The organism is Pseudomonas sp. 203-8 (genome assembly GCF_020708595.1).
Taxonomy (GTDB): domain Bacteria; phylum Pseudomonadota; class Gammaproteobacteria; order Pseudomonadales; family Pseudomonadaceae; genus Pseudomonas; species Pseudomonas aeruginosa.
In genome coordinates, this window is sequence record NZ_JAJFDF010000010.1 from 83,375 (window position 1) to 109,258 (window position 25,884).

At 59.7% G+C, this 25,884-nt stretch carries 20 protein-coding genes and 2 pseudogenes; 11 read left to right on the forward strand and 11 right to left on the reverse strand.

What is annotated here, in order from left to right; all coding sequences use genetic code 11:
* Position 1: 1 nt before the first annotated feature.
* From LJF27_RS23135 to LJF27_RS23150, 4 genes are all read left to right on the forward strand, one after another.
* Positions 2-232 (forward strand): hypothetical protein, encoded by a 231-nt coding sequence (locus tag LJF27_RS23135; RefSeq protein ID WP_229601887.1) that lies wholly within the window; start codon positions 2-4, stop codon positions 230-232.
* Between the two features lie 145 nt (positions 233-377).
* Complete coding sequence (locus tag LJF27_RS23140) at positions 378-1,688, forward strand: attachment protein (protein WP_229601888.1); 1,311 nt, start codon at positions 378-380, stop codon at positions 1,686-1,688.
* 8 nt (positions 1,689-1,696) lie between these two features.
* The gene (locus LJF27_RS23145; RefSeq protein ID WP_023103176.1) at positions 1,697-2,056 is read left to right on the forward strand and encodes a DUF2523 family protein; all 360 of its coding nucleotides are present in this window, start codon (positions 1,697-1,699) and stop codon (positions 2,054-2,056) included.
* Positions 2,057-2,064: 8 nt separating this feature from the next.
* Positions 2,065-3,330, forward strand: a complete 1,266-nt coding sequence (locus LJF27_RS23150; RefSeq protein ID WP_229601890.1) for a zonular occludens toxin domain-containing protein — start codon at positions 2,065-2,067, stop codon at positions 3,328-3,330.
* A gap of 304 nt (positions 3,331-3,634) precedes the next feature.
* On the opposite strand, the gene LJF27_RS23155 is transcribed toward LJF27_RS23150, so the two are convergent.
* Positions 3,635-4,456 (reverse strand): hypothetical protein, encoded by an 822-nt coding sequence (locus tag LJF27_RS23155; protein WP_225037530.1) that lies wholly within the window; start codon positions 4,454-4,456, stop codon positions 3,635-3,637.
* 55 nt (positions 4,457-4,511) lie between these two features.
* A pseudogene (locus LJF27_RS23160) lies at positions 4,512-5,389 on the reverse strand (IS3 family transposase); the annotation flags it as partial.
* A gap of 418 nt (positions 5,390-5,807) precedes the next feature.
* Here LJF27_RS23160 and LJF27_RS23165 point away from each other — a divergent pair.
* Positions 5,808-6,449, forward strand: coding sequence for a hypothetical protein (locus LJF27_RS23165; protein WP_023087971.1), 642 nt, complete (start codon positions 5,808-5,810; stop codon positions 6,447-6,449).
* A 177-nt stretch (positions 6,450-6,626) separates the two neighbouring features.
* On the forward strand, positions 6,627-7,253 hold the full coding sequence (locus LJF27_RS23170; protein ID WP_169311264.1) for a hypothetical protein: 627 nt from the start codon (positions 6,627-6,629) through the stop codon (positions 7,251-7,253).
* A gap of 129 nt (positions 7,254-7,382) precedes the next feature.
* Here the strand turns inward: LJF27_RS23170 and LJF27_RS23175 are convergent.
* Positions 7,383-8,345 (reverse strand): annotated as a pseudogene (locus LJF27_RS23175) (IS3 family transposase).
* Between the two features lie 470 nt (positions 8,346-8,815).
* Here LJF27_RS23175 and LJF27_RS23180 point away from each other — a divergent pair.
* Complete coding sequence (locus tag LJF27_RS23180; RefSeq protein WP_003122765.1) at positions 8,816-9,358, forward strand: hypothetical protein; 543 nt, start codon at positions 8,816-8,818, stop codon at positions 9,356-9,358.
* Between the two features lie 22 nt (positions 9,359-9,380).
* On the opposite strand, the gene LJF27_RS23185 is transcribed toward LJF27_RS23180, so the two are convergent.
* Positions 9,381-10,580 carry a PucR family transcriptional regulator gene (locus LJF27_RS23185; RefSeq protein WP_023116554.1) on the reverse strand — a complete coding sequence of 400 codons (1,200 nt, stop codon included), beginning with the start codon at positions 10,578-10,580 and terminating at the stop codon, positions 9,381-9,383.
* A gap of 294 nt (positions 10,581-10,874) precedes the next feature.
* Between LJF27_RS23185 and LJF27_RS23190 the strand changes: the two genes are divergently transcribed.
* Positions 10,875-11,741 carry a phytanoyl-CoA dioxygenase family protein gene (locus LJF27_RS23190; RefSeq protein ID WP_003089190.1) on the forward strand — a complete coding sequence of 289 codons (867 nt, stop codon included), beginning with the start codon at positions 10,875-10,877 and terminating at the stop codon, positions 11,739-11,741.
* Positions 11,742-11,825: 84 nt separating this feature from the next.
* Here the strand turns inward: LJF27_RS23190 and LJF27_RS23195 are convergent, their stop codons facing one another.
* From LJF27_RS23195 to LJF27_RS23225, 7 genes are all read right to left on the reverse strand, one after another.
* Positions 11,826-12,788 carry a WD40/YVTN/BNR-like repeat-containing protein gene (locus tag LJF27_RS23195; protein WP_003144176.1) on the reverse strand — a complete coding sequence of 321 codons (963 nt, stop codon included), beginning with the start codon at positions 12,786-12,788 and terminating at the stop codon, positions 11,826-11,828.
* A 10-nt stretch (positions 12,789-12,798) separates the two neighbouring features.
* Positions 12,799-15,201, reverse strand: coding sequence for an efflux RND transporter permease subunit (locus LJF27_RS23200; protein WP_023116555.1), 2,403 nt, complete (start codon positions 15,199-15,201; stop codon positions 12,799-12,801).
* Between the two features lie 8 nt (positions 15,202-15,209).
* The gene (locus LJF27_RS23205) at positions 15,210-16,856 is read right to left on the reverse strand and encodes a DUF1302 domain-containing protein (protein ID WP_031643083.1); all 1,647 of its coding nucleotides are present in this window, start codon (positions 16,854-16,856) and stop codon (positions 15,210-15,212) included.
* A 23-nt stretch (positions 16,857-16,879) separates the two neighbouring features.
* Positions 16,880-18,304, reverse strand: coding sequence for a DUF1329 domain-containing protein (locus LJF27_RS23210; protein ID WP_003089182.1), 1,425 nt, complete (start codon positions 18,302-18,304; stop codon positions 16,880-16,882).
* A gap of 554 nt (positions 18,305-18,858) precedes the next feature.
* A complete protein-coding gene (locus LJF27_RS23215; RefSeq protein WP_003122770.1) occupies positions 18,859-19,506 on the reverse strand; it encodes a hypothetical protein in 648 nt (215 codons plus the stop codon).
* 110 nt (positions 19,507-19,616) lie between these two features.
* Entirely contained in the window at positions 19,617-20,984 is a 1,368-nt protein-coding gene (locus tag LJF27_RS23220; RefSeq protein ID WP_003122771.1) for an NAD(P)/FAD-dependent oxidoreductase, read from the reverse strand.
* 61 nt (positions 20,985-21,045) lie between these two features.
* Positions 21,046-21,933 carry a phytanoyl-CoA dioxygenase family protein gene (locus LJF27_RS23225; protein ID WP_003158799.1) on the reverse strand — a complete coding sequence of 296 codons (888 nt, stop codon included), beginning with the start codon at positions 21,931-21,933 and terminating at the stop codon, positions 21,046-21,048.
* Positions 21,934-22,381: 448 nt separating this feature from the next.
* On the opposite strand from LJF27_RS23225, the gene LJF27_RS23230 reads away from it, so the two are divergent.
* The 3 genes from LJF27_RS23230 (at position 22,382) to LJF27_RS23240 (ending at position 25,745) form a co-directional block, all read left to right on the forward strand.
* The gene (locus LJF27_RS23230) at positions 22,382-22,963 is read left to right on the forward strand and encodes a TetR/AcrR family transcriptional regulator (protein ID WP_003122773.1); all 582 of its coding nucleotides are present in this window, start codon (positions 22,382-22,384) and stop codon (positions 22,961-22,963) included.
* Positions 22,964-23,346: 383 nt separating this feature from the next.
* Positions 23,347-24,873: a flavin-containing monooxygenase gene (locus LJF27_RS23235; RefSeq protein ID WP_004349748.1), complete on the forward strand. Its 1,527-nt coding sequence runs from the start codon at positions 23,347-23,349 to the stop codon at positions 24,871-24,873.
* On the forward strand, positions 24,870-25,745 hold the full coding sequence (locus LJF27_RS23240) for an alpha/beta fold hydrolase (protein ID WP_003144183.1): 876 nt from the start codon (positions 24,870-24,872) through the stop codon (positions 25,743-25,745). Before LJF27_RS23235 ends, LJF27_RS23240 begins: the two co-directional genes overlap by 4 nt.
* Positions 25,746-25,884: the final 139 nt, after the last annotated feature.

A 25,884-nucleotide genomic window follows, 5' to 3' on the forward strand; every position in this document is an offset into this window, starting at 1 on the left:
CATGAAAAACCTGAAGAAACTGTTCGTTCGCAGTGGTTCTGCCGTTGCTGTAGGCGCTGCTCTGGTCGTCTCGCAATCCGCCTCGGCGGCTGGCTGGGATTACAGCGGTCTGACCGGCGATATCGATTTCTCGACCATTGCTACCGGCGTCCTGGCCGTCGCTGCGCTGCTGGCCGCTGTGTATGCCGGCATTAAAGGCGCTCGCGTGGTCTTGGGCTTCCTGCGGAGCTGATCGAGGAGGGCGGTTCGATGGGGCGGCTTCGGTCGCCCCTTTTTGTTTCTGGCAGGGGAGTTTGAGTGATGGTGGATTTATATGAGTTCGCATTCTTTGTTATTGGTGCGGCGTGTAGTTACGCCATTTTTTCGAGGCTGTGATCATGCGTGCACTCTTGTTGGTCCTGTGTCTTGTCTCTTTCGGTGCCGTTGCTGAGGATTATTATTGGCCTCGTGGTTCCCAGAAATACGGAAGTTATACGGAAGTTGTCGAAGAGGCTCGAAAGGCTGCGATTGCTAACAGTCCTGGCTATTCGCGTGTCGAGGCTGTGCGCATTGTTTATCCGGCTAATGGTCGGCAGGATATGGCGACTTATGGCCTTGAATTTTATTGCCTTAGTCAGGGCGTGGAAAGGATGTGTAGCACTTCCTATAACAACCCGATTTACAGGAAAGGGGATGGGTGCACCGCGCCTAAGATTCCTGACGAAATAACCGGTACATGTAAAGAGCCTCCGCCTCCTCCAGAAGATTGCATCAAGGGGCTGACGGATTTGTTTAGTTCTCCGCCGTCTCCGGTTTATCAGTTGAATGGCCGAAACATTGTGAACTCCACGCCGCCGACCGGCTGTAAGAACGGGTGCCAATATGTTCCTACCAGTTCGAAAACGGGTGGTTGTTTCTTTATGCCGGGCTCGACTAATGAGGGGTTCTGTAATTACTGGCTCGAAACGAATGGCGACTCTTGTGCAGCCGACACGAATAACCCTGGCATGACCGGCCCATCGCTGAACGACACGCCGCCGACCAATCCTGATGAGCCGCCGTCCGACCCAAACAATCCGGGTTGTCCGGCTGGCTATAGCTGGTCTGGCACGACGTGCGTAAAGACGCCTACTGATCCGACCGACCCGACTGATCCCACCGATCCAACTGACCCCACTGATCCGGGCAGTGGTGGCGGTGATGGTGGTACTGGTGGCGGCGGTACGGGCGGCGGTGGTGATGGTGGTACTGGCGGTGGTGGTGATGGCGGTACAGGTGGTGGCGGCGATGGTGGTGGCGATGGCGGCACGCCTGGAACTGGCGGTGGTGGCGATGGTGGCGGTACGGGTGGCGACGGCTCAGGGGAGGGTGGTGGAACTGGCGGCGGCTCGGGTCTTACGGGTGGCTGCAAAGACGATAGCTGCGCGTTCGTCAAGAACAACCCCTTCGGCACAGACAAGGTGCCCGGCTTTGATGAGTCGCTACAAGCGGCCTGGACGGGTATTCAGAAGTCACCGATAGGTCAGGCGCTGGGTCGCATCAACTTTCCCAGCGGGGGCGCCTGCCCGACGCAGAGCATCTCGCTGTTCGGCTCCAACATTACGTTCAGTTCCCACTGTGATCTGTGGGCGCAGATCGAGCCGATCTTGCGGGCAGTGTTCCTGGCGTTCTGGGCGCTGCTGTCGGTCCGTGTGTTCTTGTCAGCATGAGGTGATATATGGACGGTATTCTTAGTGCGATTAAACAGCTTATTCAGACGGCGACCGACTTCTTTCAGCGTGCACTTAAGGCAATTGATGAATTCTTTAAGTGGGTGCAAGATGCGTTCGATTATTTTTGGGAGCTGCTCCCTGTTTTGCCGGAGTATGTGTTCCATAGGATGACTTCTGCGGTTGTGAAGTTTTTCGAGTGGTTGCCGGTGCCTGACTTCTTCGTTACAGCCGGTAATGCGTTCCAGGGCATTCCGCCATCGGTCGTTTATTTCGCCAATGCATTCCAGATTGGTCCAGGCGTGACCATGGTCCTGGGCGCGTATCTGCTGCGCTTTATTCTCCGGCGCATTCCGATTATCGGTTGAGGTGATGTATGGCGATTGATGCATATGTGGGCAAGCCTGGGCACGGTAAAAGTTACGGCGTTGTCGAGCATGTAATTATCCCGTCGCTGAAACAGGATCGGCATGTTGTGACGAATATTCCGCTCGAAGTCGATATGTTGCTGATGGATTTCGGCGGGACCATTGAGCAACTGCCGGAAGACTGGTTTGAGCGTGAAGACTTGGCCGATTTTGCGCCGCCTGGTTCGGTCCTGGTGCTGGACGAATTGTGGCGGCGGTGGCCGAAGGGGCAGAAGACCAATGACGCGCCGATGGCCGACAAAAAGTTGCTGGCCGAGCACCGGCACCGGGTGGACAAGAAAAACCGCTCGATGCGGGTTGTCATGGTGACTCAGGACCTCGACCAGTTGGCGAGCTGGGCCACGTTGCTGGTCGAAACGACGTACCGCATGGTGAAGAAGTCAAAGACCATGTTCCGGGTCGATATCTACAACGGCGTGGCCAAGGGCGACAGCCCGCCGAAGTCGAAGCTGCTGCGCAGCACCGCGGGGCGATTCAAGCCGGACGTGTACCGCTATTACAAGTCAGCTACGCAGTCGGAAACGGGCAGTGTAGGGGATGAGTCCAAGGCCGATGCGCGGGGTTCGTTTTGGCGATCCTGGGGCTTCTGGTCGCTGGTTGGGTTGGTCGTTGTGTGCTTGGCCGTGGGCGTGCCTGGAATCATCAAGTTCTTCACGCCGCCTCAGCCGAAACATGCTGTAGCGCCGGTGCCGATCGCCAAGGTTGCCGAGCAGGTTCATCCGGCTGTTGCGCCTGGAGCGCGTGCCGCTCAGGCGGTGTATGGGACGCCTTCAGACGGTCCGGTCTTGTCGTCGGTGTGGCGGATTGCCGGGTATGTTCATGCTGGCCTGGGCAAGGCTGACGCGTGGCGATCGCGTGATGGCTACAATGCGCAGCCTGACCAGCCGATCAGCAAGACGTCGCGCGTCGTGATCGTTTCGGACAATGGCCGCACGCGGTTCTGGCCGTTTGAGAAGTGCCGGTTCTTCGAGCGCACGCCTGACTTGTACTGTGATATCGACGGTGAGCGTGTGACGTTTTGGACGGGCCGTGGAGCGATATCGACAGTGATGGATGCGACAAGCACCGCGAGCGGCGGCAGCCAGCGTAGCGCAGCGTCCGCCGCGACCGGTGCGCAGGTGCAGACCCCGCATTCGTTTCAGCCGCATCAGCCGCAGCAGGGAACCCGGGTGACGGTGGTTTCTGATAACAGCCGCTTACCTCGCACGTTGTGACCTCTGGCTTCGCATAATGTATATTATGTTAAATTAAATGCTATGTTAGAAGCCAGGATGATTCAGTCCTAAAGCGTCAAGGCTAAGGGGCTATCGCGTTGGTTTGTATCTACGGTAGAGCTCCAGAATCGCCTACCTGTTGGCACAGAACAGCCCTTCGATTTACGTCAGCACTCCCCTCGTCCATGCTGCTTTTACGAACAGCCAGAGAAGCCATGTGTGAGGGTCGAGTTGTTCCCACGCAGGTCAGCATCAAGCCCGATCTGGCGCTGTACGGTGGTCGCTAAGCTGCTACCTTCAACGCTCAGGCGTCCTCAGATGTCATTGCCGAGGGCCTGGTGGTTGCGATGATGACGTCGTCCTCTGAGGTCACCCTTGCCAAGTACCCCTCAGATCTCATCTCGTTGACTAACCTCCGGTTTGACTCGGTGTTTCTTACCTTGATCTTCTTGACCTTCGCGCTCACGGTTTTGAAGTCCTCATCGTCGAGCAACCCTAGAGCTGCGGCAACCTCCGGCCACTTCATCCCAGGAAGACATTGTGTCAGCATTTCAGAGCGCTGCTCCGAGGTTAGGCTCGCGTTGCGAACCAGATGTCGCAGCACAGGCATCAGCGGATCAGCAAACCTTTCGCCAGCTTTATTGGCCAGCATAGATACACGGCCGAGCTCTGGAACCGCTTCCGGTTTGCTTTCAATCGTCTCTAGGCTAAGCCCTGACCACATCTGAATTTTCTGTGTGAGTGGCAGCGCTTTGCTTTTGCTCAGAGTGAGCATCGAGTCGAGCTGGAGAGAACTGATATCGATCTCTGCCTTTGCTAGATCCCACCGTTCAACCAGGTACTGGCCTTCGAGATGTGGGCAAGTATTCAGTACGATCTCCCTGACTTCCGAGCTGTATGGCAGAAATGATGAGGCTACCAGCATGACCCACCGCCCTTCAGGTAGCGCTGCTTTTATCATTGATAGGTCTTGAAGCACGACGCCATCGAGCAATATTTTGAGCACGTCATTACTGATACTGGTGGAGCTCAGAAGATACTGTTGCAGCGACCAGTCTGCGCTCGTTGACTGCCACAGCTTGCCCTTGAGAGACGATGCGTTCCGAACGATGAAATCGGTGAACACCGTTTGTAGTGGCCGGACAGTGGGTTGAGTTTTTCTTCGGCCACCGCAGGTGGTACCGCTGGACTTCCTGCACCGTCAGGTAGCCAGTCGGCGGGACCCATTCCGACTTCAGGCTGCGGAACAGACGCTCCATCGGCGAATTGTCCCAGCAGTTCCCCCGGCGGCTTATGCTCTGCTGCATCCGGTAGCGCCACAGTCGCTGCCGGAACAAGCGGCTGGCGTAACTGGCTGAATCCGAATGGAACAGCACCTATTGTGGCTTGCCGCGCTGTTCGTAGGCCATGTCCAGGGCCTTGATCACCAGCTCGGCATCCGGCTTGGCCGAGAACGCCCAGCCGATCACCCGCCGTGCCTGCAGATCCAGCACCGCCGCCAAGTAATGCCAGCGGCCTTGCGCCCAGATGTACATGATGTCGCCACACCACACCTGATTGGGACGCTGGACCGCGAACTCGCGGTTCAGCCGATTCGGGATATCCGGCCGCTCAACCATGGCCTGTCTATAGGCGTGCGAGCCCGGTTGCTTGCTGACCAGGCCCAGCTCACGCATCAACGCGGCGCGCATCGACCCGACGACGTCGAAGACGGTGGACGTAGTAGCAAGACCGCGCCACATCGAAAGCTGAACAGACCACTTCCACCGACTATCGAGTTTGTCCGACATCAAGAGAGCGGTAGCCTTTTTTAGGATCGCTTTCTCCCGCTCCAGCCGGTTGATCCGAGCCTCCAGCTCCTGGATCTTCTGCTGTTCTGGGGCGAGCGCCTTGCTCTTCGGGGTCACGCCGTCGCGCTCCTGCTGGAGCTGTTTCACCCAACGGCGCAAGGCCGACCCAGCGAACGGCAGGCGTCGATATGGCTGTAGCCTTGGTCCAACACCAGGGGCGCGGCCTCTCGCTTGAACTCGGCGGAAAACGTACGTCGTTGCTTGCTCATCAGACACCTCTCTCACGGCAAGGATTGTCGCCTAAATCGGTGTCCGGGATTACAAACTGCCCTTCAAAGCTAGCTATTGGTCGTTCTCTGCCGGTCTCAGATCCGATGCAAATGCTTGGTCTAGTCAAATGCAATCAGGTGGTCAAGTAAGCGCAATTGCGCAGCGGCGAGCGGTAGTTCAGTGCGCTGCGGATGTTCCTCGTTGTAATCCTCTCTCCCCTTCAGGGCCTGACACAAGAAGGGCATAATGGCATAATGCAGCCACCTGCATCGCTTGCTGCCAGGAAGCGATGACGTAGCGATAAGGAAGTCGCCCCGCAATGCTCTTCCCTTGCTTTCCGTCATTTCTTGATATCCGTAAATCATCACTACCCTCTCGATGCAACGACCAGAGTTGCGGGTAGTTCAAGGAGAGACCGTGCGTTCGACTCTGCCACCACTCACTGGTTTGCTGATGCTTGGTCTGGGCGGGTGTGTTTCGTTCCATCCCGCCGGTCCCATCGGCGCACCTTCAGAAACAGCGCAAAGCACCTACCCGCACGCTGTTCAGGTGGAAGAGGTACAGATCACCGACAGGAAAATTACCAATGCTGACTGGCGCCGCACCGTCAGCGCGGCCCTGACCCAACAGATCGGGCAGCATGTCGAGCGCGGTGAGTATTTCGGGCGCTTGATCAGCTTTCCAGCGAAGGTCGAAGGCAATGACGTTGTGTTGAAGTTCAGCTTCTCCTCGCTAGAAGGCAAGCGAACCCCGCATCCCGGCTATATCCCAGGTGCCCTGCTGACACTGACTGCATGGATCTGGGTGAACGGCCCAATCTACGTGGACAAGTACGATCTGGTCGGTGACCTGTTGATCGAAAACGCTGAGGGCAAGGCGCTGGCCAGCAGCCACAAAGCACTGGACGTCCAGCAGAACACAGGCCTCTGGGATCACGACTATGCCGCCTTCTCCCTGGGCAGTGTGCAACTCACTCAACTGGTGGAGTCGCTGCTGAAGGATGCCACTGCGCAGTTGCCCTGCCCTGAGGGGGAGCCTTGTGAAAGCAAGCCGGATTGACCAGGGAACGGTTGCAGTCCGCCAAACCGGTAGTTTCACCATCCAAACAGCAACAACGGCGATTCAAAGCATTAGCCACTGCAAGATCATCCAGAAGGCCGATGGCTACGCCTTTTTCTCACACCCTACCGATAGCACCCCCCAGAAGGAGGCAGCGAGAGCAGGGTCACGCTTCGCGTGACGCGCTATCCCTCCTCGCCCAAGGACGAGGTTTCTCGCGCAAGACTGATGAAGAAATACCACCTCGCGCTATTAGGCGCTCTCTGCCTGCAACTCACCGGCTGCATTTCCTATTCGCACCAGCAGCAGGCAGACGCCAGCGCTTGGCCGATTCCACTGAACTCGGCCAAGCCCACCGTCAGCCTCAAGGTCGATACCGACTATCAGTTCAACGGTACCCCCAGTCAGCGCGGATTCAATCTACCTCGCCTGGAGAGACTGCTGATCAAAGAGTACCAGAGCAGTCAAGCGTTCGAGCAAGTCGCGCTCGGACTCAATACTGCGGACGTCTACGCCAAGGTGAAGGTTAGCAACCATGAAACCGGCAGCATGCTTCTGGCGATCCTCTCAGGCGCTACTTTACTGGTGATTCCGGGAACCTTTGACAATGAGTGGATCATGGAGACTCGTTTCTTCGATGCCAATGGCAAGGAACAAGGACGCGTGGTCAAACGGGAGATAACGACTACCTGGACGCAGCTACTGCTGGTGTTCGCCCTGCCCTTCAACGAATCGACTGATGAGATCTTGGCCAAGTTGGCACGGAGCACTCTGGAAGAAGCAAGTCAGCGCAAGTTGCTCTGAATGACGTTACGGTAGGGGGCATCAGTAGGCCGACCAAAACATCTTGGCGTAAGACTGGGTAGGTGTGATGATCAAGGCAGTCAATGTGCCCGCGTTGCAGTGACCTGCCCCCAGTTTTAGTACCGCTGCCTAGTTAGTAGGCCCTGGGGTTGATATTAATTTTTCCTGCTTCAGCTGCTGCTGGCGAGTTCGCCAACTTGCAGCAAATTCTGCCGGGGTGGGATTGCCAATCGCGCTGTGCGGTCGGTGTGCGTTGTAATCCCGCCGCCAGGCCGCGATGCGGATTCTCGCTTCGGCCAGCGAACAGAACCAGTGCTCATTGAGGCATTCGTCCCGGACTTACCGTTGAACGACTCGATGAAGGCATTCTGCGTGGGCTTACCAGGCTGAATCAGCTTCAGCTTGATGTCGCGCTGATAGGGCATTTGATCCGCCGCCCGTTGCTCAGTGCATCGAAGACGAAGTCCATCGACCAGACTTGGTTTGGTGCGCTCGGCAAACTCAGGCGTTCGCGCTCCACCGCGACGCCATGGCGGCGGCGCCGCCGTTTCACCATCAAGCCGGCAGCGCGGTACAGGCGATAGATCCGCTTGTGGTTGACCTGCACGCCAGCACGCCGCAGCAGGATGTGCAGGCGGCGATAGCCAAAGCGCCGGCGCTCTTGGGCCAGTTCCACCAGTTGGGCTTGCAGCTCGGTGTTTTGCACACTGGCTCGCGGCTGGTAGCACAACACCGAGCGGGACAGCCCGATCAACTGACAGGCACGACGCTCGGAGATGCCGGTTCGCGCCTGCATCTCCTGCACCGCCTCCCGCCGTGCTGTCGGGCTTACCCTTTTCCCCGGGCGACCACTTTCAGCGACTCGATGTCGAGGTGGGCCTCGGCGAGCAATTTCTTCAATCGGCTGTTTTCCAGTTCAAGATCCTTCAACCGTTTGGCGTCCGCCACGGTCATACCGCCAAACTTGGCCCGCCAGGTGTAGAACGAGGCATCACTGAAGCCGTGTCGGCGACACAGTTCCTTCACCGGCACACCGGCCTCCGCCTGCTTGAGGAAGTCGAGAATCTGCTCTTCGATAAAACGCTTTTTCACTGCCGTCTCCTGCTCGGAAAACGGACTCTACTAAGTTTGACGTGGTACTGAAACCGGGGGGCAGGTCACCGCCTCTGCACGGAGCCCACTGCATGAAATGCTGTATCGCCGATACGGGCCCGTCATGAGCAAATACTCATCCTCTCGCTGAATGTCCCGCAGCCATGACGGTCCATCTATGCCGCATATTCGCAGCCTGCCGGCTGCTCTGGCACTCCGTCTGGACAATGGATTGGCAATCAACAGTCGAATGGATAGATCGACGTTGAATGCATTGGGACGACGTCCGCTGTCTTGGGTCGAAACCGGAACATGACATGAAGATGAAATTGTAGGTATGTTCCATTGACGATGACGGCGCTGCTGCAGCAAGCGCCGTCCTGCATTGAATATTCAAAAAGTGCTCTGGCGGGACTCATCTTTCTATTCGAAGATGAAACGAGCAGGCAACCATAGCAGAAGGACGACGGATGTCACCTAGCCCCTCCCCCGACGAGCGTCGGCTTGTATTCGAAGCGCGCCGACTGACCATTGAAGCACTGGTGAAAATCTATCTTGAGCAGGTTTCTTCCTCAAGGAACCTGGTGACGGTCTACCTTCGCCTCATGTTCACGTTGTCACTCGGTGCCCTCGCCGGCGTGATAACTCTATATGGGACCATGCTTCGCTTTGGCACTTCGGCCAGTATCAGCATGATCACTCCCCTGGAGGTGGTTCTTGCTATCGCAGCGCTTGCGGCCCTGGTCACTTCGGCTCTGCTTTCCGCGCGGGCGCTCCAGAAAAGTGCATTCGATGTCGCTCCGCTCTTGCATAACCCATTTCCAAGCGCGGACTCGGTGATCGATTCAATATTCGATGCAGACGATATCGATGAGCGGCAAATACTCAGAAAGCTTTATTTCGCCCTGGACAAGACTGTCGAGCATCAGCCTCCTCTCAGGCTCAGCACTCGTCTGATCACCCTCTTCCTTATTGGCGGTCTTTTCCTGACCGGGGCATCCTTTTTACTGTGAAGAGCGCGTTCGGTCTTTATGGTTATTTATCATCATCGATCAGGGGAGTACTCCAGATCACCAGTTCAAGGGCCGCGGCGATCTGAATGCGATGATCGGCAAGCCGGACGGGCAACAGGTCCTGGGCACGCTCCAGCCGGCGCAGCAATGTGTTGCGATGCGTGCCCAGCGCTTCTGCGGTCTGGGTGACATTGCAGCCATTGGCCAGGAAGGCGTGCAGCGAGCGCCGAAGCACCGAAGGCTCCGTCGCCAGCCGCCCCAGGGTGCTCAAGACGAACTGCCTGGCCGCGCGGTCGTCCTGGGTCATCAGCGACACCATCCTCACCTGGTCGATGGTGGCAACGGCGGGCGCGCCCGCCAGGCGGCCCATCAGCCTTTGCGTCGTCAGGGCCTCCAGATGCGAGCGACGGAAGCCATTGACTCCCGTGCCCGGCGAGCCGATTGCCGCGCGAATCCCTGAAAACCGCAGTGCGATGCCTTGCAGCAGGTTCAGGTCCAGCGGTTTCGCCGCATGGCTCCAGACCCACAGGGTCGCGGGGCCGGCGAATACGATCAACGGCGCCGCCGTGCCCGTGAGTTGCGCCAGGGTACGCGCCACATCCTCCAGAAGGCGGATCTCGGCGTCCGGGCTTTCGCACCAGACCAGGCCGGCGTAGTGCTTCTGGAAAAGGCTGTAGCCCAGCCGCCTGCCGAATTGCTCCGTATCCACATCCCTGCCGTCGAGCAGCCGACTGACCAGGCTTCGTTTGTCGATCGGGTCGTCATGGGCCTGGGCGCTCTTTTCTTCCAGGATGATCTGGGTCACCACACGCATGTTGCTGTCGATGAATTCCGAGATGGACCGCGACGAGACCTCCAGGAACTCCTCGAGCACCCTGGGATCCTGCGTCAGGTTGAAGGCCATCTTCATCCATAGCTCCCAGGCGGTGTTCTGTGTCGACCTCGCGACATTCATCAGCAGCTCGGACAGCCCTCTGCGGGCGAGTTCCCTGGCCGTGTCCACCATGTCGGCCGAGACGTAGGGTTGCACCGGTTCTCCGGGGCGCTGCAGATTGGCGTTCGCCCAATGCAGCAACTCTGCGCGGTTGGCGCGCCGGCACGCCGCGAGGATGACCGGGTCCTCCAGCAGCTTGGCATCTTCCGGTGAAGAGAACAGCGCCTGATTGAGGCGCTCGACCCACTCCGGCGGCAGCGTCTGAGCGAGCTCGGCGCCTTTGCGCATGAGTTCACGAACGGCTTCCGATGGGCGTGGCCAGGAGGATGGCGTACTGGTCATGGGCGGTGCAAAACACTCAAAAATCACAGAGGAAATGGTGCAGTTCGTACCTTGGCGCAAGGTTGGGGGAAACCTAGCATGAACTCACTGCCTGAACAAAAAAATACAAGGAGGCGCCGTGACGCTCCATGTTCTTTTTTTGGGGTTTAGCGCAGTGGCAAGCGGGCTTGTTCGCCGGTGCCCGTTGCCCGGGCAGCGACCCGCCTGCGCCAACCGTTCCTTCAATCCGGAGTTCTTTCAATGTCAGCCTCTCGCGATACCTTCAGCCTGCCCGTCGTAACCCGCTCGACTCCAGCGCAAGAGATTGCACTGCTGAGCGACCAGGCAGGTGCGGTGATCATCCGCAACTTCATGACCCCCGAACAAGTCGCACGGATCAACAACGAACTGGACGCTCCCCTGGCCGCGCTCGAGGCCGGCTCCAAGCACCAGCACGAGCTGATCGCCGAGTTCCATGGCCGCCAGACCAAACGGCTCACCAACCTCGTCACCCACAGCAAGACCTTTCGCGAGGAGATCCTCGATGACGACCTCTTTCACGACCTGGGGAACGTGCTCTACGCCGCGGAGTGCGGTGACTGGTGGCTGACCACGGCCCAGTTGATCGAGATCGGCCCAGGCAACAAAGCGCAAATGCTGCACCGCGACATGGCGCAGTACCAACCGTTCGTGGCCATGAATAAACATGCGCCGCGCACCATCACCAACCTGATGCTGGCGCTGACCGATTTCACCGAGGAAAACGGTGCCACGCGCTTGATCCCCGGGAGCCAGGACTGGGATGACTTCGACGATGTAGGAACCCCAGAAATGACGATCCCTGCCCTGTTGAAAGCAGGAGATGCCGTGCTGTTCGGCGGGAAAGTCGTTCATGGCGGCGGGGCCAACGTGACCGCTGACTTCTACCGTCGCGGGCTGACCATCCCGATGCAGGCTTCGATCATCACGCCTGAAGAGGCCTACCCGTTGATCGTGCCGCTCGAACTGGTCAGAACGCTTGCTCCGCGCGTTCAGAAGATCCTCGGCTTCCGCTCCCAGTACCCCAATGGCAGCCCAGGCCTGTGGCAACATAACTACGCAGACCTGGCCGACTATCTCCAGCTCTAGAAGCCTTCCACGCTGGCCGGCCTGGCCCCGAAGGCGCCAGGCCCAACCGCATCCCCGGACAAGCAAAGAGGCCGGTGAACACTTTCATTCCTGGCGGGGCATTACTCCGCGACGTGAAAACAGCAGCGGCGTGCCGTCGGCGTTGAACAGCGCCGCCGTCAGCGAAAGGCCGTCAGCCGACGGTGCTTCCTGGAAACTGTTTCCACCATCCCTGCTTCGTACCTTCAGTCCGTCAAGCCCGACCGCCAATACCCGAGCGCCAGCCACTGCTATGGATGTGACCGAGCCCTTGCCTTGCGTTGGCACTCTGCGAAAAGCCTTGCCATCGGCAGAGCCCTGCAACAGGGTGCCACGCTGACCACCCAGCAGCAGACGCCCATCGGCCAGCACCGCGCCAGACCACAGGGTGCCCTCATAGCCGGTATCCAAGTAACGCCAGTTCTTCCCCTGGTCGTCGGAGCGCAGCACCTGCCCATGCTCGGCCGTGGCGTACAGGGTGCCGTGGTTGTCGGCAAACAGCCCCATCAGGTTGAGGTCGGCCCGCTTGGCTCCTGGAGGCGCTTGCAACGGCTGCTCCGTCCATGTCTTGCCGCCATCCTCGGTGGTCAGCACCAACGACCAGAGCCCTACCGCAACGCCCTGCCGGGCATCGAAAAAGTGCACGGCGAACAGCGGCCGGTCTTCTTCGCTCGACAGGCGCTGGACCTGCCAGGATTCCCCGCCGTCGGCGGTGGACAGGATCGCCCCCCAGTGACCCACCGCCCAGCCGTGCCTGGCATCCACGAAGGACACACCCGTCAATGGCGTGGATAGTGGGACCGAGCGTGCCTGGCGCCACTGCCTGCCCTGGTCGTCGGACAACAACACGACACCGTGGTCGCCCACGGCAACCACCCGCTCTCCGGCCCAGCCGGCGGCCAGCATGGTGGCCTGCGTGGCATTGCCCGCCTGCACGGCCGGCACGGCCTGCAACGGCGCGGCCTGGAGAGACATCAGCGGCAATCCTGCTGCGAGCAAGGCCGCGGTGAATGAAACCCTGAACTTCATGCTTCTCTCCTCAGTGCACCAGCGCGCCGATCATGCGCACGGGACGTTTGCGCGGGAACGCCCGCTCCAGCCATACGGCGAAGGCCGGCAGCACGGTCATGGCCATGACCATGTTGACGACGAACATGAAGGCCAGCAGCTTGCCCATGTCGGCCTGGAACTTGAGCTCCGAGAAGGCCCAGGTGGCCACGCCAACGGCCAGGGTGATGGCGGTGAAAATGGTGGCGACGCCCACCTCGAGCAGCGCGTACTCCACCGCCTTGGTGATCGTCTGGCCATGGGCCAGGTGCAGTTGCAGGCGGTTGTAGATGTAGAAGGCGTAATCGACGCCAATGCCCACTGCCAGCACCATCACCGGCAAGGTGGCGATGGTCAGGCCGATCTGCAGCTCCTTCATGAACCAGTAGCCAATGAAGGTGCCGATGGTCAGCGGCAGGCAACACACCAGGACTGCCCGCAAGTCGCGATAGACCACGAACACCAGCAAGGCGATGGCGGCATAGACGTAAAGCAGCATGGGGGTTTCGCTCTTCTCCACCTCTTCGTTGATCGCTGCCAGGACGCCGGCGTTGCCGGAGGCGAGGCGAATCGAAATGCCTGACATCGGATACTCGCTGCGGAAGGCCTTGGCGGCGTCCACCACTCGGTTGATGGTCGTGGCCTTGTGATCGGCAAGGTACAGGTGCACGGCCGACATGCTGCAATCGGTGCGCATCAGCCCGGGGGTTCGCGCAACCTCGGTGGCCAGCGCGGCGTAGTTCATCGGGTCGATGGGCACCGCCGCCATCTTCGGGTCGCCTTCGTTGTAGCCCTCGTTGAACTGACGCATGGTGGTGGAAAAGGACGCGACCGAGAGGACGCCGGGCACCCCCTGCATGGCCCACACGAAACGATCCTGGTACTGGCCCAGGGCAACATCCTCGCAGGCCACCTCGGAAGGAGCCTTGTCGACTTCGAACACCACGCTGAGCCAGTCCAGGCCAATGTCGTAGTTGCTGGCGATGGAGACAGCGTCGCGATTGAAGCGCGAGTCCTCGCGCAACTCCGGCGCACCCGCCTGCAGCGTGCCGACGACGCGGTCATGGCTTTGCCAGATCGCCGCCAGGAACACCGCCAAGGCCGCGCCGAGCACCCACTGCGCCTTGCGTGGCTCGGCGAGCCGGGCCAGGCCCCGCAGCCAACGGCTGCGACGCTGCCGGGAAACCTCCTGGGCGGCTGCGTACTTGTCGTCGACGCGCAGCAACGACGCCATCAACGGCAGCATCACCAGGTTGGTGACGATCTTGTAGGCCACGCCAAGCGAAGCCGTGATCGCCAGTTCCCGCACCATCGGGATCGGGATCAACAGCAGCGTCACGAAGGAAACCAGCGCGGTCACCAGCGCCAGCGTCCCGGGAACCAGCAACCCGGTGAAGCTCGAGCGTGCCGCCTCTTCGGCGCTCTTGCCGATGGCGATCTCGCGCACGATGAAGTTGATTTGCTGAACCCCATGGGAAACCCCGATGGCGAATACCAGGAAGGGCACCAGCACTGCCAGCGGATCGAGCCCGTAGCCCAACAGGCGCAAGCTGCCGAACTGCCAGACCAGCGAGGCCAGCGAACAGACCAACGCCAGCAAGGTGAAACGCAGCGAGTGGCAATACCAGTACACCGCCCCCGCCGTCAGCAGCAACGCCAGCAAACAGAACTCCAGCACGGCTGAAGCTCCGTCGGCGATGTCGCCGATCTGCTTGGCGAAACCGATGATCTGGATTTCGAAATCGCCGTCTTCGAAGCGCTGGCGGATCTCTTTCTCCAGCCGATGGTTGAAGGTTACGTAGTCCAGATGGGCGCCCTGGCTATCGTACTCGTTGAGTTCCACCGTGATCATCGCGCTGCTCTGGTCCCGGGAAACCAGCGTACCGATGAAGCCGCCCTGGGCAGTGGAGTTGGCGATCTTCGCGATGATCCGGTCATCCAGGTGCTCGGGAGAAACCGTTCCGGGTACCAGCGGATCAGCACGAAAACCTTCCTCGGTGATTTCGTTGACGAAGGCGTTGGGCGTCCACAGGGAGCGCACGCTGCTGCGCGATACTCCCGGGAGGAAGGTCACCGCCTGGGTGACGTCATACAGCCGCTTCAGGCCCGGGGCGCTCCAGATATCGCCCTCTCGGGCCTTGACCACGATGGTCAGTCGGTTCGCCCCCAGCAGGTCATTGCGGTAGGCCTCGAATGTCTCGATGTATTCGTGGCCTACTGGCAATTGCTTTTCGAAGCCGGCATCCATGCGCAGCTGTACGGCGAACCAGCCCATGATCAGCGTGAATACCGCCAGGCTCGCCAGCACCAGCCGGCGATGCCTGAACAACACACCTTCGACATATGACAACAGGCCACGTGTCGGGGCCTCAGGTAGCTTTACAGAACCGTTCACGGCAAGCCTCACAAGGTGCGGGAGATCGCGATGCCGACATAATCGCGGTCACGATAAAGCTGGTCGTAGGGCGTCTCACCGCCCATGAACTTCGCGTAGTTGAGGGAAATCTGCCAACTGGCCGGGTTCCGCACGAAGTTCAGGTACAGGTTCATGCTTCTCGCGTCCTCGGTGAAGGTTGCGCTGAGGTTCGGTGTCCGTCCTCCCAGCGACCGTGCATAGAAGACGCCCGGCGTGACCTGCCAGCCCGGCAACAAGGTGCCGTCATAGGTCAGGCTGAAGTCCAGGTTGATCCCTGAAGAGGTCTTGTCGCCACGGGACTTCGGCGCTCTGGCAGGATCCAGCTGCCAGGCATTGAGTCCCGCGGCGAGCGGTTCGCCATTGACCTCGTCATGCAGCCCCGGGTACTTGATGACCACCAGTTCGGTCAGCAAGCTGCCCGTGCTGGCCCCGCTGAAATCCAGAAGCGTCGGGGAATTGGACGGCGTGAAGCTGTACAGGCCTGTCAGGTGCCACTGGAATTTCTTCTCGTCCTTCCAGCATTTGCCGCCGTTGCCGGTACACAGGTCGATGACCGGGTTGAGCATGACCGAGTCCTTCGGCCGGTACGACAGCTCCGTACCGACGGCCCAGTCACCGATCGGCATGTTGGCACTGATGCCGTACATCATCCGGTCTTCCTGGTACTCCCAGGTCGGTGCCGCCGCGAAGGTGTTCGGGTCGAGAATGGCGACACGCAACGATGGCAACTTGTCGTGATAACGCATTACGTAGAAGCCATAGGCGACGTCGCTGTCCTCCGGCTGCCAGCGCAGCGAAAGGCCCCACTGGCCGCTGTCGCGGGCGTCCTTTTCGGAGAATCCATAGTCCCCCCTGCCCTCACCCAGCGCGTTGGTGGTGGACCAGTAGCTGCCTACCGGCGGCAATTCGCTCTTGTTCCAGCGGAATTGATAGTAGGCCTCGACGTTGACACCCGAGCCCAGGCCCGACGCGACACTGAGCATCGGCGCCGGCAGCACGGCCTCCTTGAGCTGCACGCCGGGGCGCGCCAAGGCCTGGTAATCGTAGGCGTTGGTATTGTTGATGCCACCGGCCACGAACAGGCTTTCGCCCCAGTTGATCACCTGGTTGCCCAGGCGTGCGCGGACCCGCTGCCCGCCCACGTCGAAGCCTTTGCTCACCCACAGGTCCAGCAGGCGGGCCTTGAACGCGAGGTCATCGCGGGCGTCGTCGCTCAGCCCGTTGCTGCCGACGCTCTCCGGGGCGTTGAACGACAGCGTGCCGGTGGTATCGGTGGCAGCGAAGTCGCGGATCCAGGTGCCGCGCGCCATGAAGGTGATGTCCTCGGGCATCTTCAGCAACAGCTCATGGGTGCCCTTGAGGTAGTTGGTGAACATGTCGCCGCGGTCGTAGTTCAGGTCGCCCTGGTCGGCCACGCCGGAGCTCTGCGCCAGGCAGCCGGAGGGCGCGTTGTGCCCGGTCGGTCCCTGGTTGATCAGGTTGCAGCCCCGTGACTCGGTACGCAGACCCATGCCTGCGGTGATCGTGGAGTCGAAGGAGCCATTGAGGGTTTCGGTTTCGAACGTGAATCCCATTGCCAGTGGGGTTGTGCACGCGATGACAAGGCCTGAGGCTTTCGTAATTATTTTTTTCATGCTGGCTCTCGATCTGGCGTCGGTTAGCGCTCGCTGATGGCTCGCAGATTGTCGGAGGTGAAGAAGTCACGCTTCAGGCGGGGGGAGCCGTTGTCTTCGGTGAGCCAGCGAATATCGTTCTTGCCCGCACCGATCGAGGTCATGTCGAAGAGGTAGCGGCCATCCGCCAGGTTGTACTGGACCTGGGCCTGGACGTCGCAGGCGCCTGTCTCGTACACGGGAATCGAGAACCCTTCGCGCACTTTCCAGATCTGCCCTTGCTTGTCGTAGTCCACCGCCAGCAACGGGTTCCAGCTGTCCTCGTCGATGTAGAACATGCGCTTCGGCGCCTGATGGCGCATGCCTTGACGGACATTGGCCTCGACGACCCAGACCCGATGCAGCTCATAGCGACGCGACTGCGGCGCGATCGAGTCGTTGCCGGCAAACGTCTCCACCTTGGCGCCAGTGTCGTAGGCACCGAAATCGTTGTAAGGCACCAGCAACTCCTGCTTGCCGATCAGTTTCCAGTCGAAACGGTCCATGGTGCCGAAGAAGACGTTCGCCTCGTCGACGGTGTACTGGTTATCCAGGCCGATCTGTGGCGCATCGTAGGAGTACGACGGCATTCGCCGCACGCGGCGCTGGCCGGGGAAGTAGTAGAAGGTCGTGGCCTGTTCGCCGGCCACGGCAGTCTGTACCGCGGACTGGCCGGCCAGAGCAGCCGGCTCGAGGTAGTTGAAGAAGGTCGCATTCTCCAGGCGGCCAACTGACGAGAAGAGCGCACTCCCCTTTTTCCCCCAGGGCGTGAAGAAGAAGGTATCTGTCGACTGACGTAACCATTCCCCCCCTTTGCGTGGAGAAATTCCGGAAATGGTCCGGGGAATTTCGACGCCAACGCCGCGGTAGCGCATCTTCATGTTCCACATCACCTCGGCACCGGTACTCGGCATGGGGAACGGGATGCCCGGAACGTGAGCCTCGTCCAGAGCGAGGCCGGCAGCATCGAGCTTGGCGAAACCAACGTTCTGCCGGGTGTTCTCGACCACGAAGTCCGGAGCGCTACAGGTCCGACGGGTCGGATACACATCCATGCGATAGCCGGGAATCCTCTTGAACAGCTCGACCTGTCCGGGGGACAGCTTGCTCGAGTGTTGCGCGAGATTGTTCGCGTCGATGCTGTAGAGCGGCTTGTCGCCCTTGAACTTCCAGTGCTCTCCTCGCACCTGGCCGTAGCTCCATCCCTCGTCCTGCTGTCCAGGCTGCGTCCAGGCAGGAATATCCCCGCTTGCACTCGCTGCGATCTCCCCGCCCAAGGGGGTTAGTTTCGACCCCAGCGCCTCGGGGCCCTGGGGCGCAGCCTGGACCGAACAGAGCACGGTCGATACCGCGAGGGTCATGAACAACTGCTGCTGGAAAACACGACGGGTGGGCGCTTCACCTTCCAGCCGTTCAGTTACATCTTTCATTGGATGGCTCCTCACACAGGGCATGGACCGGTTGCTCGACCTCCCAAGGGGAAGAAGTCGGCTCCTGTCGATAATGATCATTTGACCTGATCAATTGACCATGTCGGACGATCATGAGGCAAACCATATGCCAGTTCTCTTTCATGTTTTTTTAATTGTTATAAATCAGGCGGTTATGGAAAAAGTTCTGTTCCAGGCCCAGTGCCCTGTGCACCACCTTGGGAAGTAAAGAAACATGTGTTACCTGGAGATGCTTGGTAACAGGGCACAAGAGAGCTTGAGGGGAACTTTCGTAGATATCGGCTCGGGCATTTTTAATTGTCGTTTCGCCTCGGGTCAGAGGGAGCGATCGGATATGACCGGTCATGAATCGAGCAACTTTATCCGACAATGCACGCTCCGCGGCGGAGCGGGACTATAGCGGATGTAATGCCTGCAAAAAAAACCGCCCCGAAGGGCGGTAAAAGGCAGGGCCAGGGCCTGCCATGGAGTTACAGCAGAACAGTTCTGCCAGGTTATCGGGTCAGAAAGAGAAACTTGTCGCGCCGTATTGTTTATCGCGGACGAGGAAACGCTTGGCCGTATACCTTGTTCGAACGCTCCAGCGCACCATAGGCATAGTACAACTGCACCATGGAATAGGACCAAGCCAGGAAGGCCATGGTCATGAAGACCATCTTCGTGTCGTCTCCCGGAATCGGGAAGAAGTCATATCTGAGCGCTACTACCAGGCCCGCCAGCCCGCCAGCGATGGTGGCCAGAGTATGGAGGGCTTCGCCTGCACGGGCCAGTTGCAAGGTGAAGTAGCAAAGATACAAGGTATAGGCTGACCACATGAATACATAGAAATAAGGGAGGAATCCCTCGATGATTCCAGACAGGAAATAGACGCCGGTAGCGGCAAAGCCAGCTACAAAAATGAGGATGTCCTTGGCGGGCGACGGTTTGTAATCGTGGGTAACTGCCATTAGCCCGAGCGTAGCGATAACTGGCACTCCCACCCCTCGCGAAAAGGCGTCGAGAAAGATCGCGATGTTGTAGTTGGCTTGCCAGCCGGTGGCTATGAATGTAGTGAAGTTCGATGCCGAGATACCTACGATCAAGAACTCCAGACCAAGCAAATAGTTTTTCCGCCTGATGAATGCAGCGCCATAAAACAATCCGGAAATCACCAGGAGAATACATGAGAGCAGAGCGAACAAGTCTCTCGGTTCCACGTTAACTGCCCCTTCAGATCGAGTTGTATCGATGCCTTGTGTCTAATCGGTGCAAGGGAGTACGGGCATAACCCCATTAACTCCCCGCATCGTTATCAGCCGTTCAAGGCTTTGTCTTTGCGCACTTTCTTGTCGGTCCATGCATCCAGTAGCCTGGCGGCCGCAAAGGCCGTCTTTATGGCGCACCATTGAAGTGGCTCGGGTAGCATGGATGGCGTCTTGTGTTCCAGCGCCGCTAGCAGCGGAGGCTCTCCACCGCCGATTCGCTCGGCGAAAAGCGCGCCCATGAGCGATTGAGTGGCGAGGCCATGCCCTGAACATCCCGCCGTATAGAAGATGTTCTGCCTGGCCCCTGTCACCCCGACCACGGGGAGGAAGTCGTAGGCCCCGCTGATATACCCGCTCCAGCAATGCCGAATGGCAAGGCCCTGCAAGGAAGGAAAACGCTCGCGCAACACTCTCGACAACGCGGCGTAGGCGGCGTGGTCCGGAACATTGGGTGTCTTCGAGCCGTAGGCATAACCCAATTGCTTCACGGTCAGCAGCAGGGTGTCATGGGCCGTCAGGCGATGACTTTCCATGGTGTAGTGCGGCGTAATGAGGCCTTCACGCTCTTGCCAACCCAGGGACGCCAGTTGCTCCGCCGATAGCGGCTGGGTTTCGATTGCCGAAACCCGGATCGGTGCAACCTTGTTGCGGAGCACTCCCAGCTGAGGCGTGTAGGCGTTGGTCGCCAGAACCATTACAGGGGCGGTGGCGATACCCTGGGCCGTATTGCAGGTAATCACCTGCCCTTCACAGTAGGAAAGCACCGGCGTGCGTTCGTACAATTTCACGCCAGCCTTGATTGCCGCACGACGCAGGCCGTTGACGTACTTTCCCGGATTCAAGGTGCCGCCACGCTGCTCGCTGCCAAACAGGAATGCGGGCGGTATGCCTCGCGCGCGCATCTCGGCGCTATCCACGAAGCGCGTGACAGAGCCCAGCGCGTGGCCAAGCTCCATGTTCGCTCGCAGTCGCTTTTCCTGGCTGGGATGGACGGCGGCCCGGATGATTCCCGAGGGCGTGTAATCGCAATCGATGTCCAGCGCAGCCAAACGCTCTTCCACATAGGTGACGGCCTCGTCATAGAAACCGACGAACTTACGTGCCTGCTCAAGCCCCACTCGCTTGACGAAAACCTCGCATTCTATGCCCATGCTGCCGAGCAGATAGCCGGCATTGCGCCCGCTGGCCCCGAAGCCTGCGAACTGCTGTTCCAGAACGATGACGTTCGCTCCACGCGCCCTTAGTTCCAGCGCCGTTGACAGGCCGGCGAACCCGGCGCCGACCACGACTACGTCTGCGTGCTCGTGGCCTTTCAGCGCCGGCTGCAGGTCGTCTGGCTGCTCCACCCATCCGCCAAGGCTGCGGAATCTCATGGGTTCTGCATTGTTGCGTGCCGCTCCGTTGAAGGCATTCATTCACATCACTCCCGGGTTGCCGGACGTTGTTCCTCTCATGGGCCGATCCATGGCAGTGCCGCTAGAACCCCTTCCCCGCCTCGGAAAAGGAGGGCATGCCCAACAGCTCTTGCGGGTCACGCATCTGACCATCGATCTCCACCCAACCCAGTAGCGTGGAACTGGCACTCCACCCCAGCAGACGCTGCATTTGCGAGGGGAGCTGCCGAACGCGCTCGACGGGTATGGAAAGGAAGTGGTTTTCTTCCAGGCGCAGGAAGGCCAGGTCATAGGCCATGGTCAGGCCTGTGCGAGGAGCGTCGGATCTGTTGGCGCCACCGCCGTGATATACCGATCCCAGCCAGAGAAGCGCAGTGCCTGCTTTCATTTCTGCGCCGATGGTTTCTTCCTGGGTGGGCATCCGTTCGTCATCCCATTGATGACTGCCAGGAATGACCCGCGTCGCGCCGTTCTCTTCGGTGAAGTCGGTAATCGCCAGCATGAGCTGCAAGCGAGCCTCGCGACCATACTGCGGATGCCGCCAGAGCGAAGTGGCATCGTCGCGATGCAGGGGTTGAAGACCTTGTCCAGGCCCGATCTGTATCGCCTGGGTCATGCTCAGTTGGATATCGGGCGTGATCTCGACCCGATCGTTCCCTACCCAGACATGGGTGGGAGTCTGCAATACCTGCTTTGCCGTCTCGAGGAACAGGGGGTTCAGTGCCACTTCCACGGCGGAGTCGCTTTTCGCCAGGATCCGCGCGGTACGTCGAGTCTGGGTGCCGGCGAAGTAAGGGTCCATGCCGCAGGGGGTAACGCCCAGATAGCTGTCCAGGTCCTCGGTAAGAGACTTCAAGGTTTCTTCCGAGACGAAGTTGCAAATAGCGACAGCGCCATCACGCCTGATGATTTCCACTACCTGCTCGATCGGGGTGTCGCAGCTGACTGTCGTCAATCTTCGCGTACTCATCTGATGCCTACCTGTGTGGTGTTGTCATTGTTCTGCAGGGCTTCCGCAATCAACCTCAGCCCATGAGCGTTCACTCTCATGCGGTCAGACCGCCCTCTCCTTGCGCCTGGCGCGGAAAGGAGGTTTGATCATACGACATGATCATGTGATCAAGTCAAACGATTAATAATTCTGCGTGGCATCTCGGCGCTCAGGAAAGGCCTGCCGAATCAAGATCCGGCTCTACGCGGGTTCGCGCTGGCGATAGCGGATTGCCCAGGCTCGATCCTGTTTCGCTTCGGCTACGCATCGCCGGCGGTCGGAGCGAAACATCTGGAGAGACAAAGGGTCGCTGCCTCGGTCCTCAAGCGTGTCGACTCATGGATTGGGGGACGGCCATGCGTTAGCATTCGTCCCGGTCGACAGCGGACCAGTCGCCTGGCGGCAACACCGAAGAAGGAGAAGCTGAATGGCTCGAGTGGGCGCCGAAGTGCGCAGGCAAGACTTTATTGAGGCCGCCGTGAAGGTGATCGCGGAATATGGTGTGGCGAATGCCACTACCCGTCGCATCGCGGCCGCGGCGAATTCTCCATTGGCCTCCCTGCACTATGTCTTCCACACCAAGGACGAATTGTTCGACGCGGTCTATGAATCCCTGATAGACAAGCCACAGCAGTCCTTGCTGCATGTTACGGCGGGAGCCACGGCGGCAGACTCGGTAGCAGAGATATTGCGCCAGTTGGTCGGGTGGTTCACCACGCATCCGGAACTGGCGACTACGCAGTTCGAGCTGTTTTTCTGGAATCTGCGTAACAACCCCGCGATGGCGAGCAAGATCTACACCGATTCCGTCGAAGCGACGAAGCAGGCCATCGAACAGGTCGCTGGCTCGGTGCTGGACCAGGAAGCGCTGGCCACTGTCAGTCGCTTGCTCATCAACCTGTTCGATGGCTTGCTTCTCGCCTGGTCCGCCCATGGTGACCAGGAGCGGCTGAATGCCGAGACCGAAGCCGCCTGCCAGGCTGTGAAGCTGTTGGTGGCCAGCTTCTGATCTTTTCGAAGGCGCATCTCTAGAGAGGGGCATGGTGACACGGTTCGCCGTGCCCCTGCTCTTCGGGCCTCTTGCCAGTTCAGGTGCGGCGCCTCTTCTAGTTCTCCTCTCCCCGCCTCCGCTTCCAGCGGAATCCTGGGCGGCTATCTCGCCGGTCCTTCCCCCTCATAGTCCTGCAAGTTGACTGTGCGCTTCTCGTCCATGCAACAGGCCTTCCGCCATGGCCTGGCGGGAACTGGCTGCGGCACCTAGGTGCAAATAAACCCAAACCGATGGAAACCTGGTGCATTTCGCACCTTGTACCAGCAACTCGCTCGCGCCTATTCTGGTCAAACGATCAAGTCAAAAGATCAAGTCTCTATAACACAACAATAGGAGGCGACATGTCCTCTCACACTGCTCTTCCAATTGAGCCGCTCGATGTTCTGATCATAGGAGCCGGTGTGTCTGGCATCGGCGCTGCGGCTTACCTTCGACGTCACCAGCCGCACAAGGTGTTTGCGATTCTCGAGTCCCGGGAGCGAATGGGCGGCACCTGGGACCTGTTCCGCTATCCCGGCATACGCTCCGACTCGGACCTGTACACCTTCGGCTTCGACTTCAAGCCTTGGACCAAGGCGAAATCTCTGGCGGATGCCGCCGACATTCTCGAATACCTGCGAGAAGCCGTCGCTGAATACCAGTTGGACCCTTTCATCCAGTACCGGCAGAAAGTGGTCTCGGCGAATTGGCAGAGCGACAAAGGGCTGTGGGCAGTATGCGTCGAGGACGGCCACACGGCAGAAACCCGCACCATCGAATGCCGCTGGCTGTTCAGCGCAGGCGGCTACTACCGTTATGACCAAGGCTTCAGCCCACGCTTCGAGGGCGCGGAGCAGTTCAAGGGGCAAATCATCCACCCGCAACACTGGCCCGAGCGCTTGGACTATCGGGGCAAGCATGTGGTGGTCATCGGCAGCGGCGCAACGGCGGTGACCCTGATTCCCGCCATGGCCGACGAGGTCGCCAGCATCACCATGTTGCAGCGGACGCCCTCCTATATCGTCAACCAGCCCGCCAACGATTCCGTTGCCGCTTTTCTTCGCAAGATTCTGCCGGCGCAAACCGCCTACTCACTGACGCGCTACAAGAATGCCAAGATCACCCTGGTCTTCTGGCGATTCTGCCAGCGCTTCCCCGGGCTCGCCCGCAAGCTGCTCATATGGCTGACCCGTAGAGAATTACCGAAGGGCTATCCGGTCGACGTTCATTTCAACCCGCCCTACAAGCCCTGGGACCAACGCTTGTGCTCGGTTCCCGAAGGCGATCTTTTCAAGGCCATCAGTGCAGGTAAAGCCTCGGTCGTTACCGACCATATCGAGCGCTTTACCGAGTCCGGTGTCTTGCTCAAGTCCGGCACGGAACTGAAGGCCGATATCATCATCACGGCCACCGGTCTGAACGTGCAGTTGTTCGGCGGTATCGCCCTGCACAAGGATGGCGAGCCGGTAGTGTTGAGCCAGACGCTGGCGTACAAGGGCACGATGCTTTCCGGCGTACCCAATTTTGCCTTTGCGGTGGGCTATACCAACTCATCCTGGACGCTGAAAGTATGCCTGCTGTGCGACCACTTCTGTCGCTTGCTGGGCTTCATGGACAGCCAGGGCCATAACGTCTGCGAGCCGAAGGCGCCGGATGGTGTCGAAACCCGTCCCCTGCTGGATTTCGGGGCCGGATATGTCCAGCGGGCATTGGATAGCATGCCGCGCCAGGGGCCTCGCGAGCCCTGGGTGATGTCGATGGATTACTTCCGTGACATCAAGCTTTTGCGCCGAGGGAAGGTCGCCGACGAATGCCTCCGGTTCAGCACGGTGCCTGACGCCTACCTGCACAGAAGCGTGGCGCTTCAGACTCAGGGCGGCGGGCGATGACTGCGGATCGGTTCTGCGAGCTACCGGGCAAGCGTAGCCTCTGCTATCGCAGCCACGGTCCGGAAACCGCGCCTGCGGTCATCCTCATCGTCGGCCTGGGGCTGCAATTGATCTACTGGCCTGAAGCGCTCATCGCCGGCCTGGTCGAGCGGGGCCTGCGCGTGATCACGCTGGACAACCGTGACTCGGGCAGGTCTTTCTTCACCGAGGTCACCCCGCCCACGACCCTGCAACAGTTCTTCCGCAAACCGACTGCGGGGTATGACCTGGGCGACATGGCCGACGATGTGATCGGCCTCATGGATGGCCTGCGCCTGGGTGCGGCGCACGTCGTAGGGATGTCGATGGGCGGCATGATCGCCCAGACACTTGCCGCTCGTTATCCGCAGCGAGTCATGAGCCTGGCGTCCATCTTCTCGACGACAGGATCGCTGCGAGTAGGCCAGCCAGCGTTCAAGACCATCTTGCAGCTTCTCCGGCGTCCTCCCCGGAACCAGCGGGAGAGCGTTCGCGACTATGTGGAGATCATGCGTTCCGTCGGTACGACGCTGGAATGGGACGAGCAGGCCCATCGCGACTACGCCATGCAAGCCTGGGAGCGAGGCGGCGGGGAAGCGAGCAACCTCGGGATGGCGAGGCAGATCGGCGCCATCATCAACTCGGGCGACCGAACGCAGGAACTCCAGCGAATTCGCTGCAACACGCTGGTCATCCATGCTGAGAAAGACCTCATGGTCGCCACCAGCGGAGGCTTCGCCACGGCGGCGGCCATTCCCAGGGCGCGCTTGGTGCTGTTGCCGGGAATGGGGCATGACTTCCCCGCCTGCCTGACAGGAACGCTGCTTTCCCTGCTCGCAGGCCAAATGCATTAGTACGGAGCATCCCTTCAGGGGCGGGTGGGTGCCGCCCCTCTTTTTACACCTCGGGACTTGCATGGGGCTTTTCGAAGTTCGTGCTTATCCAGGCCCACATAAGACAAAAAGGTTCCCGGTTGATTCTCGACCGCAGAGC